10 protein-coding genes are annotated in these 17,525 nt (G+C 62.4%); 6 read left to right on the forward strand and 4 right to left on the reverse strand.

Features of this window, described 5'->3' with window-relative positions; genetic code table 11:
- Positions 1-11: 11 nt before the first annotated feature.
- Positions 12-1,304 (forward strand): NAD(P)/FAD-dependent oxidoreductase, encoded by a 1,293-nt coding sequence (locus AAHA39_RS00600; RefSeq protein WP_041209916.1) that lies wholly within the window; start codon positions 12-14, stop codon positions 1,302-1,304.
- Between the two features lie 83 nt (positions 1,305-1,387).
- Here AAHA39_RS00600 and AAHA39_RS00605 read toward each other — a convergent pair whose 3' ends face one another.
- From AAHA39_RS00605 to AAHA39_RS00615, 3 genes are all read right to left on the reverse strand, one after another.
- On the reverse strand, positions 1,388-2,029 hold the full coding sequence (locus tag AAHA39_RS00605; RefSeq protein ID WP_042033493.1) for an energy-coupling factor ABC transporter permease: 642 nt from the start codon (positions 2,027-2,029) through the stop codon (positions 1,388-1,390).
- Positions 2,030-2,124: 95 nt separating this feature from the next.
- Positions 2,125-2,922 carry a pyruvate formate lyase 1-activating protein gene (gene pflA / locus AAHA39_RS00610; protein WP_320655854.1) on the reverse strand — a complete coding sequence of 266 codons (798 nt, stop codon included), beginning with the start codon at positions 2,920-2,922 and terminating at the stop codon, positions 2,125-2,127.
- 65 nt (positions 2,923-2,987) lie between these two features.
- Complete coding sequence (locus AAHA39_RS00615) at positions 2,988-5,924, reverse strand: sensor domain-containing phosphodiesterase (RefSeq protein ID WP_209298267.1); 2,937 nt, start codon at positions 5,922-5,924, stop codon at positions 2,988-2,990.
- A gap of 135 nt (positions 5,925-6,059) precedes the next feature.
- Here AAHA39_RS00615 and AAHA39_RS00620 point away from each other — a divergent pair, with 135 nt between their 5' ends.
- The 5 genes from AAHA39_RS00620 (at position 6,060) to AAHA39_RS00640 (ending at position 16,422) form a co-directional block, all read left to right on the forward strand.
- The gene (locus tag AAHA39_RS00620) at positions 6,060-7,748 is read left to right on the forward strand and encodes an FAD-dependent oxidoreductase (protein ID WP_320655853.1); all 1,689 of its coding nucleotides are present in this window, start codon (positions 6,060-6,062) and stop codon (positions 7,746-7,748) included.
- 186 nt (positions 7,749-7,934) lie between these two features.
- Entirely contained in the window at positions 7,935-8,597 is a 663-nt protein-coding gene (locus tag AAHA39_RS00625; RefSeq protein WP_182927663.1) for a DedA family protein, read from the forward strand.
- Between the two features lie 166 nt (positions 8,598-8,763).
- Positions 8,764-13,653: an alpha-2-macroglobulin family protein gene (locus AAHA39_RS00630; RefSeq protein WP_320655852.1), complete on the forward strand. Its 4,890-nt coding sequence runs from the start codon at positions 8,764-8,766 to the stop codon at positions 13,651-13,653.
- 52 nt (positions 13,654-13,705) lie between these two features.
- Positions 13,706-16,051 carry a penicillin-binding protein 1C gene (pbpC, locus tag AAHA39_RS00635; RefSeq protein ID WP_320655905.1) on the forward strand — a complete coding sequence of 782 codons (2,346 nt, stop codon included), beginning with the start codon at positions 13,706-13,708 and terminating at the stop codon, positions 16,049-16,051.
- 122 nt (positions 16,052-16,173) lie between these two features.
- Positions 16,174-16,422, forward strand: coding sequence for a hypothetical protein (locus AAHA39_RS00640; protein WP_081849369.1), 249 nt, complete (start codon positions 16,174-16,176; stop codon positions 16,420-16,422).
- 55 nt (positions 16,423-16,477) lie between these two features.
- Here the strand turns inward: AAHA39_RS00640 and AAHA39_RS00645 are convergent, their stop codons facing one another.
- On the reverse strand, positions 16,478-17,443 hold the full coding sequence (locus AAHA39_RS00645) for a hypothetical protein (protein ID WP_320655851.1): 966 nt from the start codon (positions 17,441-17,443) through the stop codon (positions 16,478-16,480).
- Positions 17,444-17,525: the final 82 nt, after the last annotated feature.

Below are 17,525 nucleotides of genomic sequence, written 5' to 3' on the forward strand. Positions count from 1 at the left end.
GAAAAATCATCATGATGAATATTGTCGTTGTAGGCGGCGGCGCCGGTGGTCTGGAGCTGGCCACCAGTCTGGGTCGCAAGCTTGGCAAGAAGAACAAGGCCAAGATCACTCTGGTCGATCGTAACCGCACTCACCTGTGGAAGCCCCTGCTGCACGAAGTGGCCACCGGCTCCATGGATGCGGGCATCGATGCCCTGAGCTATCAGTCTCACGCCAAAAACCACGGTTTCGATTTCCAGCTCGGCACCCTGACCGATATCAAGCGTGACGAGAAACGCATCGTACTGGCCCCGATCCACGACGACAGTGGCGACATAGTGGTCAACGAGCGCGAGCTGCCTTACGACTATCTGGTGATGGCCATCGGCTCTGTCTCCAATGACTTCAACACCAAGGGCATCAAGGATCACTGCATTTTCCTCGATAGCCCCTCCCAGGCGCACCGTTTCCACAACAGCATGATGAACCGCTTCCTGCAGTTCGCGACCGAATATCAGCCGGGCGACAAGGTGAAGATTGCCATCGTTGGTGGCGGCGCCACCGGCGTCGAGCTCTCTGCCGAGCTCTACAACGCGGTCGAGCAGCTCTATGCCTACGGCTTCAAGAACCTCACCACCGACAGTCTGAAGGTGACGCTGGTGGAAGCGGGCCCCCGCATCCTGCCGGCCCTGCCGGAGCGCATCAGCGGCGCCGCTCATCAGGAGCTGGTCAAGCTGGGTGTGGACGTGCGTACCGCTACCATGATCACCGAAGCGACCGCCGAAGGTCTGCATACCAAGGATGGCGAGCTGATTGAAGCTGACCTGATGGTGTGGGCTGCCGGTATCAAGGCGCCGGATTTCATGAAGGATATCGCCGGTCTTGAGACCAACCGCATCAACCAGCTGGTGGTGAAAGAGACCCTGCAGACCACCCGTGACGAGAACATCTTCGTCATCGGTGACTGCGCCGCCTGCCCGCAGCCGGATGGCAAGTTCGTGCCGCCGCGCGCCCAGTCTGCCCACCAGATGGCCAGCCAGGCGTTCAAGAACATTCTGGCCAAGATGAACGGCGGCGAGATGAAGCCCTACCTCTACCACGACCACGGTTCACTGGTATCCCTCAGCCGCTTCTCCACCGTGGGCAGCCTGATGGGCAACCTGATGCGTGGCTCCATGATGGTGGAAGGCTATATCGCCCGTCTGGTTTACATCTCCCTCTACCGGATGCACCAGATCGCCCTGCATGGCTACGTCAAGACCGGCCTCATCATGCTGGTGGGTCGCATCAACCGTGTGCTGCGTCCGACCCTGAAGCTGCACTAAGCCGGGATTTGTCACAATTCGGAATAGCAAAAGGAGAGGCCATGGCCTCTCCTTTTTTATGCGCGCAGATCGGGGAAAAGGAGTTATTTGCCCAGATAGGTGCGATCGAAGAAGGTGTTGACCCAGTGGGGGCGGTAGATGGCCAGCACCGTCATCGCCATGCCGTTGAGCAGGGCTTCGGGGAAAAGCAGCAGCGGCCAGATGGAGAGGTAGTCTGCCGTGATGGTATGCCAGGGGTAGCTGCCGCTTATCCCCATCAACAGGGCGCTGGCTGCCACCTTGACCGAGATGGCGAGGGCGCCGCCAAGAAAGGCGGCAACGAAGATATAGACAAAGAGATGGCGCGGCAGCCAGGCCCAGCTGGCCAGAAACAGCAGCCAGCTACTGGCCACCGGCAGGGCAATGCCGACCAGCGCCTGCCAGCCAAAGTCGGCCAGATTGGTGACGCCAAAGTAGTCGAGTACCAGCAGGGTCAGGCAGGGGGCAAGCAGGGCCAGCCGCCAGCCCAGCAGCAGGGTGAGGGTGGTGAGTCCGAGAAAATGCACCTCCAGTCCATCGTGCAGACCGGCGCGCAGCGTCCAGAGCGGGATGAGGGCGATGGCGCTCCCCAGCAGCAGATGCTGATAGAGGGGGTTGTCATGAAGCAGTTGCCACAGGGGGCGGCGCAGGCTGAAAGTCAGTAGCAGCAGCCAGATCAGAAGAGCGGCGAGTTGTCCTTCACTCATCATTCGTTCACTCACGAGGCAGTCAGATTACGCCGGGCAGCCAGATCCCTGCCGCCCGAAAACAGAGCAGGCTGACGAGTCAGCCTGCTTGCACATCAATATTTCACGTTGTTGTGGTACTTGCCAAGGATCCCCTTGACCCGCTCCATGGTCTCCTTGCTGGGGGGCTTGATCCCGCTCAGCTCGTAAGGATCACCCAGTACATCCCACTTGTGTTTGCCGAGTTCGTGATAGGGGAGCAGCTCCACCTTCTCGACGCTCTCGCCCAGCTCGGCGATGAACTGCCCCAGCCCTTCGGCGCTCTCGTCGTCGTCGCTCCAGGTCGGCACCACCACGTAGCGGATCCACATGGTCTTGCCTTTGGCTGCCAGATAGCGGGCAAACTCCAGGGTGTACCTGTTGCTGACGTGAGTCAGCGGAATATGTTTTTCGTCATTGATCTGCTTGATGTCGAGCAGCACCAGATCGGTCTGGTCGAGCAGCCTGTCCACCTGTTCGTCGAGATGACGGACGAAGCCGTTGGTATCGAGGCAGGTGTGGATCCCTTTCTCTTTACAGGCGGTAAAGAGTTCGGTGATGAAAGCAGGTTGCAGCATGGCTTCACCGCCGGATGCGGTCACACCGCCACCGGAGGCATTCATGAAGTGGCGATAGCTGGTGATGTCACTCATCAACTCCGGCACTGTCACTTCGCGGCCACCCTCGGTATCCCAGGTATCGCGGTTGTGGCAGTACTTGCAGCGCATCAGGCATCCTTGCATGAATACGATAAAGCGTATTCCCGGACCGTCGACGGTACCGCAGGTTTCAACGGAATGGATCCGGCCAATGGCGCCGTGACTCTCGGCTTGTTCACTGATTTCAACGGCAGGGATCCGGTTAATGACTGACATAGACAACTCCAACGATTCGAGCAGGCCGTTATTTTATTACATAAACCCCTATTGATCCTACACCTTTAGTCCGGCCCGTTGCCGTCCAGCAGCTGTTCCAGCTCCCTGATGGTGAGCGGGCGGCTGGTGAGGAACCCTTGATAATGCTGACATCCCAGCTCTCGAAGAATGGCCAGTTGCGCCTCCTCTTCCACCCCTTCGGCGGTGACGGTAAAGCGGAATACCTGAGCCAGATCGAGGATTGCCTTGACGATGGCCCTGTCCTGTTCGCTGTGCACCAGGGTCTGGATGAAGCTTCTGTCGAGCTTCACCTCATCGGCGGGCAGATCCCGTAGATAGGCGAGTGACGAGTAGCCGGTGCCAAAGTCATCGATGGAGATGAGGATACCGAGCTCCTTGAGCTGGCGCATGCGGGCGATGCTCTCGATGCGATTCTCCAGCACCACGGATTCGGTCACCTCCAGCAGCAGGCGGGAGGGCGGAATGCCGGTATCGCGCAGAATGTACTCCACCTGCTGCACGAAGCCCTGGGTGTGGAACTGGCGGGCACTGACGTTGACCGACAGGTGAGGGATCTGCAGGCCGCGGTTGAGCCAGAAGCTGTATTGCGCGCAGGCGGTTTTCATCACCCAGTAGCCGATCTCGAGGATCAGGCTGGTCTCCTCGGCGATGGGGATGAATTCGCCGGGGGGCACCATGGTGCCATCGCTGCGCTGCCAGCGCAGCAGTGCCTCGACCCCCGAGAGGGTGCCGTTATCCACCCGATATTGCGGCTGGTAGTGCAACTGCAGCTCGTGGTGGCGCAGCGCATCGCGCAACTGGTTGGTGAGAGTGAGGCGGTTTTTCTCCTGCTCGGCCATCGCTTCGGTAAAGAAGACGTAGTTGCCCTGACCGGCGCGCTTGGCCATGTGAGTGGCCGTGTCGGCCTGCTGCATCAGGGTGAGGTGATCCATGCCGTTGCCGGCAAAGAGGCTGATCCCGACCGAGGCGCTGCAGTGCAGCTTGTGATCGGCTATCTCGAACGGGGTGCGAAACAGCCCCATCAACTCGCGGGCGAAGTGCTCTGCCAGAATTTTGGCGGTCACTTCACCCTGCCCGAGCTGGGTAAAGAGCAAGGCAAATTCATCCCCCGAGATGCGGGCCTGCACCAGATTGTCCTGTGGCAGCTCCCTGAAGCGGTGCACCACCGCCTGCAGCAGCAGATCGCCACAGGCGTGGCCGAGGGAGTCGTTGATCGACTTGAAGTTGTCGAGATCGACCAGCAGTAATGCCCCCCACTGGCCATCGGACGTCTCCAGCGTGCGCTGCAAAATAGTGTTGAGGCTGCGGCGATTGTGCAGGCCGCAGAGATCGTCGTAGTAGGCGAGCTGCTCTATGTGTCTGGCCGCCTCTTTCTCCTCGGTGATGTCGTAGAAGCTGCAGATGAAGTGGCTGAGTTCCCCCCGCTCATCCTTCACGCCGCTCACCATCAGGCGCACCGGGAAGAGGTGGCCATCCTGATGCAGGCAGCGCTCCTCACCCAGCCAGAACTCTTGTTCGGCCACGGCACGGCTGACATCCTCTTTCAGGTGATCGCCGTAGTAGGTGGGGCGCAGCTTGCGGATGGAGTGGCCAACCACCTCCACCTCGCCAAATCCGGTGATGCGGGTAAAGGAGTGGTTCACCTTGAGGATGATGCCGTTGTGATCCATCACCAGCAGGCCGTCGTGGGTATTGAAGGCCACTTCGGCCAGGCGCAGGGCGTCGTCGGTAGCCAGGCGCTTGAGCTCGATGGCGGCACGCTCGTGCTGGCTGCTCAAGAGATCCAGCAGGGGTTCCGGGTCACTCAGCGTTTCGTCGAGCAGCAGGGTGAGCTGGCCGGTCGGCGTGCCCCCGGCGTTGTGCAGCGGGATCCCGATATAGGCCCTGGCATTGAGGGCCAGCAGACGGTGTGCCTTGGGATAGCGCAGCGCCAGATCTTCCACATAGATGGCCTGCCCGTGCTGGAACAACTCCCTGCCGGGGCCCGGATCCATCTGCAGGGGCTTGAGGGCGGAGAAGGTCTCCTCGTTGAGGACGCAGCGGGGAATGATCCAGAGATCCTGCCCCCGTGGCTGGAACTCGCCGATCCAGCCGGCACGAGCACCGCTGGCGGCTTTGGCCCACTGCAGCAACGTTTTGCAGTAGTCGATGCCGGTGAGCTGGTGCAGCTCGGCAGGCAGGGCGAGGTCGCTTGCGCTCTCCTCCTGCACCGGTTGCCAGTGGCCAAGCAGTTGGGCGCAGTGACGCACCAGTTGCAGCATCTCGTCGCCAAGAGGAGTCGGGTCGAGATATTCGATGCTGAGCACGCCAAAGAGCTTGTCCTGCTCCAGCATGGCACCGTCGAGGCGCGAGCTGACGCCGGCACTGGCCAGATAGAGGTGGTTGCTCAGCATCGGCTGATGGGCCGCTTCCGAGAAGCTCAGGGATTTGCGGGTGCGCAGGGCTCGGATATAGCGGCTGTCGCCACGAATGGGATAGATGCCATCAACACCCAGAGTAAAGACAGGAGTGAGCTGCTCGCAGCCCAGATCGCCGTTGGCCTGATAGTGCCAGAGAATGAGTCGATCGGCGCCCAGACTATCCTTGAGGGTTTCCAGCAGGAGAGCATACTGTTGCTGGCTCGCCATCTGGCTAAGGCGCGGCAGTTGCAGCGCCAGCTCGGAGACCGGCTCCAGATGGCGGTGCTGCAGGCAGATAAGCCAGAAGCCATCCTGCTCATGGGCGATGGCGATGTGCCATAGCTGGCCGCCAAAGCGCAGGGAGAGTTTGCCGCCATGACCATTGGCCAGCATCTGCTCGATGGGCAGGCGCAGATCGGCGGGCAGTTGGGCAGGCCAGGGGGCGCGCGGTTCGTCGAGCCAGTAGAGCGGCGTTTGCATCACGTCGGTCAGGGCGACCAGCCGTTGGCTGCGCAGATCCAGACGAAAGAAAAGGGGAGTCTGGAGGGCAGGGGGAAGATGACTGAGAGCGGTAGACGACATGAACGAACAACATCCTGTTAAGCAACCGTCGTGGCTGCAAGAATACTGCAAAATCGAGGGAAACAAAATTTCATTGAAATCTAAATTAGAGATTGCTAATTTATTGGTCGTTATCTTCTAGGAGGAGTCTTGCGGATGAAACGGATCCTGATTATCGGTGGGGTTGCGGGGGGCGCATCGGCGGCCGCCAGAGCACGCCGGCTGAGCGAAGAGGCGGAGATCGTGATGTTCGAGCGGGGCGAGTTTGTCAGCTTTGCCAACTGCGGTCTGCCCTACCACATAGGTGGCGATATACCCAATCGGGATGCCTTGCTGCTGCAGACTCCCCAGAGTTTCAAGCGCCGTTTCAACGTCGATGTGCGAGTCTTTCACGATGTGATCGAGATAGACAGGGCAGGCAAGGCATTGCTGGTGCGCAACCTGCAAACCGGTGAAGAGCAGCGTGAACCTTATGACGTGTTGCTGCTGAGCCCGGGCGCTGCGCCGATCCGGCCGCCTTTCCCCGGTATCGATAGCCCCCGGGTGCATACCCTGCGCAATATCCCCGACATGGACCGGATTCTGGCCTCTCTTCACCACGATCAACCGCGTCACGTGACCGTGGTGGGCGGCGGCTTTATCGGACTGGAGATGATGGAGGCGCTGCACCAGCGCAAGCTGGATGTCACCCTGCTGGAGCTCTCCGATCAGGTGATGGCGCCGGTGGACAAGGAGATGGCCAACATGCTCCATGCCCGCATTCGTGAAGAGGGGATCGACCTGCGCCTGCGCACCGGCCTCTCCGCCATCGAGAGTCTGGATCTGCCTGCCGAGAAAACCTCCGCCGTGGCTACCGCCAACAGCGGTGGCCTGCGCCTGACCCTCAATGATGGTTCCCATCTTGATACCGGTCTCTTGATCCTCGCCATCGGCGTCAAACCGGAAACCCTGCTCGCCGCCAAGGCGGGGCTGGAGCTGGGGCCGCGCGGCGGCATCAAGGTCGATGCCGGGATGCGCACCTCGGATCCCTTTATCTATGCGGTGGGGGATGCGGTGGAGGAGATTGACTTCGTCACCGGCGAATCTGTGCTGATCCCGCTGGCAGGCCCGGCCAACCGGCAGGGGCGCATCGCCGCCGACAATATGCTGGGCCGAGCCGAAACCTACAAAAAGACGCAAGGGACAGCCATCTGCAAGCTGTTCGATCTGGCGGTGGCCAGCACCGGCCTCAACGAGAAGCGACTGGTGCAGCTGGGATTGCCGTTCGAGAAGGTCTATGTCCATCCGGGCAGCCACGCCGGTTACTACCCGGGTGCCCATCCGGTCAGCCTCAAGCTGCTGTTTGCCCCGGATGGCAAGATTTACGGCGCCCAGGCAGTGGGCAAGGATGGCATCGACAAGCGTATCGACGTGCTGGCGGTAGCCCAGCGCGCTGGCCTGACCGTGTTTGATCTGCAGGATCTGGAGCTCACCTATGCGCCGCCCTTTGGCTCGGCCAAGGATGTGATCAACATGGCCGGGTTTGTGGCGAGCAACCACCTGAAGGGGGATACCCTGCTCTGCCACGTGGCCGAGGTGCAGGCTCGCCATCCTCACCAGCAGGTGGTGGATGTGCGCAACGGCCCGGAGCTCGACAAGCTGGGCCGCATTCCGGGTGCCATGCATATCCCGCTCGATGAGTTGCGCAGCCGTCTGCACGAGTTACCCAAAGAGAAAGAGCTGCTGATCAGCTGTCAGGTCGGGCTGCGTGGTCACGTCGCTTGCCGCCTGTTGAGCCAGCACGGCTTTAAAGTGAAGAACCTCTCCGGCGGCTTTAAAACCTGGCAGATGGCTACTGCCGAGTAACCCCTTTCTGTGCCTGTTTGCCCCTCTCCCTTGTGCGCGCAAGATGAGGGGCTTTTTCTTTTTGCCGCACGGCGCCATTTCGCCGTATTTTTTTCGATCTGCGAGACAAAATTAACGTTTTGTTCATGGGGGGAGTGCTATAACCCCTGCCTCGTTCACGGTGAACGTTGTGGTAGGGAGTAAGAGATGCTGGATATGTTGATGGCCATTTGGCATCAGGACTTTGATGCCCTGATCCAGATGCAGGCGGTGCCCATGCTCATCTGTTGTCTGATGCTGGTGCTGTTGCTGGAGTCGGCGTTTGTCTTTCTCCCCCTGCCGGGAGACAGCTTGGTGCTGCTGGCTGGTGGACTGGTGGGGATGGGCGTTCTGGGGACGGAAGTGACGCTCATCTATCTGCCGCTCGCGGCGGGGGTTGGCTCCGTGCTTGCCTATCTGCAGGGCAGGGCGTTGCAGCGCACCCGCTTTATGGAGCATATCGAGCGGATGTTGCCGCCAGACAGTTTGCCCAAAGCGACCCGGCTGCTGAACCGGTATGGTTTTCTGGCCATGTTTGCCTCCCGCTTTATTCCGTTCGTCCGGGTGCTGACCCCCATGCTGATGGGGATAGGTCGCCTGAGCGTGCTGCGCATGTGCGTGGCGAGTTTCGCCAGCGCCGTGCTCTGGTCACTTTGTCTAAGTCTGGTGGGCAAGTTGGCGATGACGGTGCCTTTTTTTGTTGCCCATAGCGAACTGCTGACCCGCATGCTGCTCATTACCTCTCTGGTGCTCTTCCTTATCGCCGTCACGGCCATCCTCTTTCGCTGGTTCAAGGGCGGCGCCAAAAGAGAGCAATCCCCCCTCCGTTGATTTCGGTCTGCAGAGTGTTCGGCCGCTCTGAAAGGGCGGCCGTTGTCGCAGCAAGGTGGCTTCTGCCTGTTGTCGCGAGAATCCTCTTTGTGTCAGGGGCGCTCGATGCTTTATCCTGTTTGCTGCCTCGCTGCTGTTGCAGCGGATCCCAGCCAGGATGGAATCTATGCGCCTCTTTCACGCTCGCCCGGTTTCCCGTCGCTCTGTCCAAGGAGCACACCCTCTGAATCGTCGCCGCTGGTCGGCCCTGCTGCTATCCGGGTTGGCCGGTTTGCTGCTGGCCGGTTGCGGCCCCGACAAGCCTGTTGCCAATGGGCCGACTACAAAGCCTGCCGCGCAGCAGGAAACGGGCGCACCAAGCTCCGTGGTGCAGGCCAATGCCCGTCAATATCGGGATGCCCCGGCGCTGGCGCTGGTCTTCTCCGGCCCCCTGGCGCCCAAGGCAAACTGGCAGAGTTGGCTCGGGGTCAGTGAGGGGGGCAAGCAGGTGCAGGGGGAGTGGATCCTCGCCGACGATGGTCGCACCCTCTATTTCCCGAACGTCCAGCCCGACAAAAGCTACGAGGTGAGCCTCAAGGCGGGGCTGGGCCCATCCCCCCAGAGCTGGACTCTCAAGACCCGCCCGCTGGAGGCGGGAGCCTCTTTTACCGCTAGTGGCATGGTATTGCCGCTGCGCGACGAGCTGCGCCTGCCCATCAGTGCGGTCAATGTGGATGAGGTCAATATCGACTTCTTCCGGGTCGATGCCGAATACCTGCCCCGTTTCCTAGCCGAGTATCGCCCCGGTGCCGGCATGGGCAACTGGGAGCTCGAGCAGATCACCAAGCGGGCCAAGCGGGTGTTCAGCGGCCGCTATGCGCTGGAGCTTGATGCCAACCGGCGCGAGACCCGCCTCATCAATGTGAAGGAGCCGCAGCTGGCGGAGGCCGGCGTCTACTTTGCAGTGATGTCGCCCCTTGGCAACTACGACTGGCGCAAGGAGACCACCTATTTTGCAGTGAGCGACATGGGGCTCAGTGCCCGCCGCTACCGCGATCAGCTGGAGGTGTTCGTGAGCTCCCTGGCCAGCGCCGACCCGCTCAAGGATGTTCAGCTCTCCCTGCTCGACGAGAAGGGCAACCGGCTGCAGGTGCAAACCACCGATCCCCAGGGCCATCGTCGCTTCGATCAGGTGCAGGGGGCTCGCCTGCTGCTGGCCGAACAGGGCAACCATCTGGCGGTGCTGCGTCTCGATGGGGCTGCGCTCGATCTCTCCACCTTCGATCTCGGTACCCAGCCCTGGCAGGCCCAGCAGCTCTATCTGTTCAGTGGGCGCGATCTCTATCGCCCCGGCGAGCGGCTCGACAGCGAGATTTTGCTCAAGGGGCAGGATGGCCAGCTGCTGCCGGGCATGGCGGTGGAGCTGGAGGTGAAACAGCCGGACGGCCAGCTGCTCGAACAGAAACGGCTGCTGCCGGACAATTTGGGCGCCGCCCATTACGGCCTGCGTCTGCCGGATGATGCGCCGCTCGGGCGCTGGACCATCAACCTCAAGACCGCTGCCGGTAGTCGCTTCGAGTGGCCCTTTTTGGTGGAGGAATTTCTGCCTGAACGGTTGAAACTGCAGCTTGGCAAGGGGCCGGATGGGGAAGTGACGAGTCTGGACGCTGCCCTCACTCTTCCACTGCAAGGGGACTATCTCTACGGCGCGCCGGCGAGCGCCACCAAGGCGAAGGCGGAGGTGAAGATCAGCCGCGCCACCATGCCCTTTACCCAGTGGCAGGAGTTCACTCTGGGGGACGTGCTGCTCGCTGAGCAGGCCAGGGATCTCGAGCCGCTGAATCTCACCCTTGATGCGCAGGGGCAGGGGACTTTTTCGTTAGCTGATGAGCTCGATGGGGTGCGCGCCCTCGGGCCGCTGGAGGTGGCCTATCGGGTGTCGCTCGCTGAGCCCGGTGGTCGCGCCGTCAATCGCAGCCGCACCCAGTATGGCTGGCCCGCGGGCAGCCAGTGGCCGGCGCTCAAGGCCGATTTTGTGGCGGATCGGGTGGAGGGGGGCAAGCCGCTCCCCTTCCAGATCCTCAACCTCGATGAGCAAGGCCAGCCGGTGGCGGGGGCGGTGAAAGTGCGCCTCATCAACGAGTACCGCGACTACTACTGGCACTACGCCGATGGCGAGGGGTGGAAGTACGAGTTTAACAGTCAGCCCTATCTGGAGCAGGAGCAGGCCCTGCAGCTGGATGGCAAGGGGCCGACCCCGCTCACGCTGCAACTGGCGGCGGGCTGGTACCGGTTGGAGGTGGAGAACAGTCAGGGCCATCAATCCAGCCTGCGGGTGGAGATAGGCAGTTACGCCTGGGGCGGTGGCGGCGAGCAGGCACGGCCCGACAAGATTGCCATCACCCTCGACAAGCGCGCCTATCAGGCGGGTGATAAGGCCAAAGTGACCCTGGTGGCGCCGCGCCCCGGCAAGGGGTTGCTGCTGGTGGAGGATGGCGACGGCCTGCGCTGGTGGCAGCGTATCGAGCTCAAGGGGGCCGGTGGCGATGCCAAGGATGCCCGCGGCGAGTTCGAGATCCCGGTCAGTCCCGAGTGGCAGCGTCATGATCTACACATTTCGGCCCAGATCGCCGCGCCAGACAGCGCCTCCAAACCGGTCAGCAGCCAGCAGGGGCAGAGCCTGCGCTCGGTCGGACTGGTGCCGCTTACGCTGGACCGGGAAGCGCGCCGTTTGCCGCTTACCCTGAGCGCGCCTGATAAAGCGGTGCCGCTTACCCGGCTGGAAGTGACCGCCACCTCCACCCCCAACAGTCAGGGCCGTGTGGTGCTGGCTGCGGTGGATCGGGGCGTGCTCAATATCAGCGACTACCAGCCTCTCGACCCGTTCGAGATCTTCTTTGGCCGCAAGCGCTTCGCGCAAGATTTGTTCGACAACTACGGCCAGGTGATCCCGCCGCAGGATGGCAAGCTGGCCCGCCTCAACTACGGCGGCGACCGGGCGCCGCTGAAAAAGGGCGGTGCGCTGGAGAGCCGGGTCGAAATAGCCGCACTGTGGAGCGGCGAGGTGAGTTTTGACCAGCAGGGCAAAGCGGTGATCCCACTTGAGCTGCCCAACTTCAACGGCGAACTGGCGCTGATGGCGCTGGCCTGGAACGAACAGCAAGTCGGGGAGGCCGAGCGCGCCGTCAAGGTAGTGGCGCCCTTGGTGGCCGAAATTGGCTGGCCGCGCTTTGGCGCCAGAGGGGATGAGACCCGGGCGCTGGTGCAGCTGCGCAACATGAGCGGCGAGGATCAGACCCTCTCCCTTGTCTGGACCCTCAATGGCGGGCTCAAGGCAAATGGCGAGCTGCCTGGCACCCTTTCCCTTAAAAATGGCGAGGAGCAGTGGCTGACCCTGCCGCTCACCGTGACCGGAGCGAGCGGCGTGGCAAGCCTGCAGTTGGCGGTCAGCGGCAAGGATTTTGCCATCAGGCGCGACTGGTATCTGCCGCTGCGTTCCCCCTGGCCTGCCGAGACTCGCCAGCGCTACCAGATGCTGGCCCCCGGCCAGCAGATGAGCTTTGCGCCAGCTGAGCTGGCCGGGCTGGATCGCGCCAACCTGCAGGGGCTGCTCAGCCTCTCCGGTACTCCCCCCTGGGATCCGGCAGCCCAGTGGCAGGCGCTGGCTGACTACCCCTATGCCTGTCTGGAGCAGACCTTGTCCCGTGCCTGGCCCTATCTGCTGACCACGGCGGATGAGCGCATTGCATGGAGCAAACCCGCAGAGGGCAAGAAAGCGGCGAGTGAGGCGGATGTGCAACGCGCCCTGCTGCAACGGCTGCAGCGGTTGCAACTGCCCAGCGGCGGCTTTGGCCTGTGGGATGGTCGCTCCGACGAGGAGCAGTGGCTCACCGCCTATGCCGCTGACTATCTGCTGGCGCGCAAGGAGGCGGGTGACGCAGTGCCGGAGGCGATGCTCAATCAGGCGCTGAACCGGCTGCAAAACTATCTCACCGACAGTCAGTATGGTGAGCGCTGGAGCAGTGCCCCCGAGCACAGCCGGTTGGCCTATCAGGCTTACAGCGCCTATGTGCTGGCCCGGGTGGGCAAGGCGCCGCTCGCTACCCTGCGCCTTATCTGGGAGCAGCAGGCCGATCACGCCCGCTCCGGTTTGCCGCTCTTGCACCTCTCGCTGGCCCTCTCGGCCATGGGGGATGAGCAGAACGCCGCCAAGGCCCTCAGCCGGGCATTGGCGACCGAGCGCGGTGATGACTATCTGGGTGATTACGGCTCGCCGCTGCGCGATGAAGCCCTTGAGCTCTCCTTGCTGCGCCAGCACAAGTTGGCTGCGGAGCGCTGGCCAGCCCTCAGTGCCAAGGTGGCTGAGACCCTGGCTCACCGTCAGTGGCTCAGCACTCAGGAGCTGCTCGCCCTGCTGCGACTTGCCCGCTTCGATCCGGCCGCCGACTGGCAGGCCAAGGTGACTTCCTCTCTTGGCAGTGGATCCCTGAGCGGTTCGGCTCCGCTGCAGCAGAGTGCCCCCGAGGCACTGGCCGCGAGCACCGTCACCAACGAGGGCAAGGGCTCCCTCTATGTGCAGCGCACTCTGGTCGGTTACCCCGAACAGGCACCGGCACGGATCAGCAAGGGGATGAGCGTGACCCGCAGCTGGTTCAACAGCGACGGTCAGCGTTTTGATCCCGCCAAGGTGAAGGTCGGCGATCTGGTGGTGGTGCGGCTCAACGTCAGCAGTGAATCGGCGGTGCCCGATGCCCTGCTGGTGGAGATGGTGCCCGCTGGCTTCGAGCTGGAGAACCCGGCCCTTGGCAACAGCATCAAGCTCGAAGAGCTCTCCATTGAAGGGAAACCGGCGTGGCAGAGCGAGTGGAACGACTATCTCAAGCATCAGGAGTTTCGCGATGACCGCTACACGGCAGCGCTGGATCTGAGCGAGGGGAGCAACCAGCAGCTGGTCTACCTGATGCGGGCGGTGACGCCGGGTCGCTATCAGGTGCCGCCGACCCAGGTGGAGGATATGTACCGCCCCGAGCTGCGGGCTGTGGGTGAGGATATCCGTGAGGTGATCATCTCTGAGTAACGTTCCCTCCCTTGAGCGGGTTCGCCCGCTCACTTTCTGGCAGCGTGGTTGGCTGAAATTAGGTCGCAGTGGCCGCGCTGGCTGGCGCCGGCTTGGTCGTTTGCCACGCTGGCTGCGTTTCTCGGTGCTGGGCGTTGTAGCATTGCTCCTGTCATTGCTGGCACTGGATCGACTCTTCCCGCCGCCACCGCTCGACCCTGCCTACGCACGGGTGGTGCTCGACATGAAGGGGCGACCGCTGCGCGCCTTTGCCGATACCAGCGGCGTGTGGCGCTATCCCGTGACCCTGGAGCAGGTCTCCCCCCGCTATATCGAGGCGCTGCTGGGCTACGAGGATCGCTACTTCTGGCGTCATCCCGGGGTCAATCCGGTGGCCATGGTGCGCGGGGTCTGGCAGTGGCTGCGCTATGGGCGGGCTGTATCGGGCGGCTCGACCCTTACCATGCAGGTGGCGCGTCTTATCGAGCCCTACCACCGGAGCGTGCCCGGCAAGCTGCGCCAGATGGTGCGTGCGCTGCAACTGGAGTGGCACTATGACAAGCGCACCCTGCTCACCGTCTACCTCAATCGGGCGCCGTTTGGCGGCAACCTGGAGGGGGTGCAGGCGGCAAGTTTTGCCTATCTCGGCAAGAGCGCCGCCAAGTTGACCTATGCCGAGGCTGCGCTGTTGGCGGTGCTGCCGCAGGCTCCCAGCCGCAACCGGCCGGACCGCCATCCCGAGCGGGCCCGCACCGCCCGTGACAAGGTGATGCAGCGACTGGTGGCGCAGGGTGTCTGGCCCGAACAGGCGTGGCTGGAGGGACGTATCGAGCCGGTGCTGGCCCGTGGTCACTTCACGCCGATGGAGGCGCCACTGTTTGCCCGTCTCGCCGCCGACAATCAGGCCGGGGCGCTGGTGCACACCACCATAGACGGCGGTCTGCAGCGCTGGCTGGAGGGGCGGGTGGCGAGCTATATCCGTCGTTTCCCTGAGCAGACCTCAGCGGCGCTGCTCTTGGTAGATAACAAAACCATGGCGGTGCGCGCCTATGTGGGCAGCGCCGAGTATGGCAATTTGCGCCGCCACGGTTACCTCGACATGGTGCAGGCGATCCGCTCTCCCGGCTCTACGCTGAAGCCCTTCATCTACGGTCTGGCCATGGATGAAGGGTTGGTGCACTCGGCCTCCTTGCTCTCCGATGCGCCAAGGCTGGGCTCGGAGTACCGCCCCGCCAATTTCTCCGGCGCCTTTCAGGGGCCGGTGACCCTTGCGCAGGCGCTGCAGCAATCCCTCAACGTGCCGGCGGTGCAGGTGCTGGAGGCGCTTGGGCCGGACAAACTGGTCAGCCGCCTCGACAACGCCGGAGTGCGGCTGGCGCTCTCCGACAAACCCAATCCTGCCATCGCGCTGGGGGCGGCGGGCATTCGGCTCGAGCAGCTTGTCGCGCTCTACAGCTCGCTGACCCGGCAGGGGCAGGTGGCGATGCCGGTCTGGCTGGCGGGGCAGCAGGCGGTGTCGCGCCCCTTGCTGAGCCCGGGTGCAGCCTGGATCATCTGGCAGATCCTGAGCGCGCAGGGGCGCGCCGATCAGCCCTTTGCCAGTGAGGCGACCGGCCGGGTCAATCGACTGGCCTGGAAGACCGGCACCAGCTATGGCTATCGCGACAGCTGGGCGATGGGGGTTTCCGGTCGCTGGACCATAGGCGTATGGCTTGGTCGCCCCGACGGTACCCCCATGCCCGGTTTTTACGGGCAGAGCGCGGCGGTGCCGCTGCTGCTCTCTGTCTATTCGCGGCTCTCGGACAACAGCCCCTTGCCGGCACAACCCAACACGGTGAGCGAAGCAGAGATCTGCTGGCCGCTGGGGCGCAAGGCCAGCGCGACCCTGCCTGAAGCCTGCTTGCAGCATCAGAGCGCCTGGTTGCTGGAAGGGCGTGATCCTCCCACCTTGCCGGATCCCATGGACTGGCCCTCACCGCTGCGCCAGGTTGCACTGACCGCCGGGGGCAAGCCGACGCTGACCCGTTGCCCCGATGTTGCGCAATCCGGTTTTCGGGCCCTCTGGCCATTGTCGCTGGAGCCGTGGCGGTCCCCCGGCGAGCGACGGCAGGCGCTGCTGGCCAGCGGTTGTGCAGGGGAGGGGCAGAGTGCCGAGCTGCAGGCTCCCATTCGCATCGTGGCGCTGGGGGAGGGCAACCTTATCCGCAGCCAGCGCTATCGGCTGCAGCCCAAGGTGCTCGGCGGTGTTGGCAAGCCAGCCTGGTTTCTCAACGGCCAGCGGCTGCGCTGGGACGGGGATCAGGTGCTGAGTGTGGCGGGTCGTTATCAGCTGGTGGTGGTGGACGAGGCGGGCAACAGCGATCGCATCGAGTTTCGCGTGGTGCATCCTGACAGTGATGCCGGCACCATCACCCGTTGAGCGTTTTGCCGACAGCCATTGAGGTGAATGTAATTAACTATTTGAAATGCATCAATATTTGATTGGATGAATTAATTTTTGAATAATTGCGAGTTCATTCAAATCCAATCGGGAGTTCTCTTTTGCTGCGTGTTCTGTGTCCCTTGCTGGTGCTGATGAGTTCGGGCTGTGCCACTACCAATCATGGTGATCACCATGTTTCTCCTGAACGTACCGGGTTCTATTCACCTTTCGAACCCGCTTCCGAGAGTTTTGTACGTTGTTATCAGAAACAGTTTGCCTGTACCCCTGCCAATATCCGCCGTGACAGGGCGATGGAAGCGCGCCGTGACGCACAAGAGCGGGCCAATCACCGTGGTGATGATTGGTAGGCCGCAGATAACGAGAGGGGTTGGCAGATGCCAACCCCTTTTTCATTCCGCCGGTTCAGCCCGGTTGGCGCAGATGGCCGAGCCGGGTGAAGAAGTGCTGGCTCTTGCGCTGGTGAAAGTGGCTCTTCTTGATGGGATGGAAGATGAGGTTGCTTTCGGGATGGCTCGCCTTTAACTGATGGAGCATCGCCACGGCGGGTAGGCTGGTGCTGACCAGGGTGGTGAGTGGCATGCTGAGGGTCTCGGGCCCGAGCAGTTGATTGAGCCCTTGCTGAGCCTGCTCAAAGCGGGTCAGGGCCGCCGGGTCGGCATAGCCGCTACCCAGCATGGCGAGCAGGTTGTCGAGGGCCAGATGAAATTCGGCCAGCTGTTGGCGAAAGCCGCTGCGCCCGCGCAGGGCAATCAGCTCTGCAAACGGAATGTCGGCTAGGTGAGTGGGCACTTGCAACGGGATCTCGAGGTGGAAGCAATCCTGACCGCCGCGATTGTGGTAGCGGGATTCGAGCAGATGGAGCAGGCGGTCCAAATAGTCGTGATCGGTAATGAGCGCCCCGTCATTGGCGAGTGCCCACTCACGGGCGAGACGCATGGAGAGCAGATTGGCAAAGCGCCGTGCCATTCTGATCCCCCCCTGATCCCGACTGGCAAAACCATGGTTGAGGCAAAAGCCGTGCAGCCGCTCCAGTCCCGACTGATCCGGGCAGAAGCAGTCGTGGTTGGCCCCCTGACGCCAGCGGGTGACCAGCTCCTTGTTGCCAAACACCTTGTGACGGACAAAATCGGGGGCAAGCAAACCGCTTAACTGGCTTTCGAGTTGCGGAGTGATGGCGGCAAAGAAGGCGGCATCGGGTCGCTCGGCCAGCAGATCGGTCTCTTGCTCGAGGGTTTGCTGCAGGGCGGTGAGACCGCTCTTTTCGCTGACGGTGAAGACAAAGGCGAGCCGCTCCAGATAGAGCAGGGCAAACTTGAGCCAGAGCTCGTCACGTACCTCCATACCGGGGTAGTAGATATAGGTCTTCATCGTATCGGTCTGTCGCCAGAAGTGGTGCCGGGGTGCAGGGTCGGGAATATACGCAAGATTGGCGCTGCACAGCAAACACTGC

The sequence above is a fragment of the Aeromonas sp. SE22 genome, from assembly GCF_038739755.1.
Lineage (GTDB): Bacteria > Pseudomonadota > Gammaproteobacteria > Enterobacterales > Aeromonadaceae > Aeromonas > Aeromonas jandaei.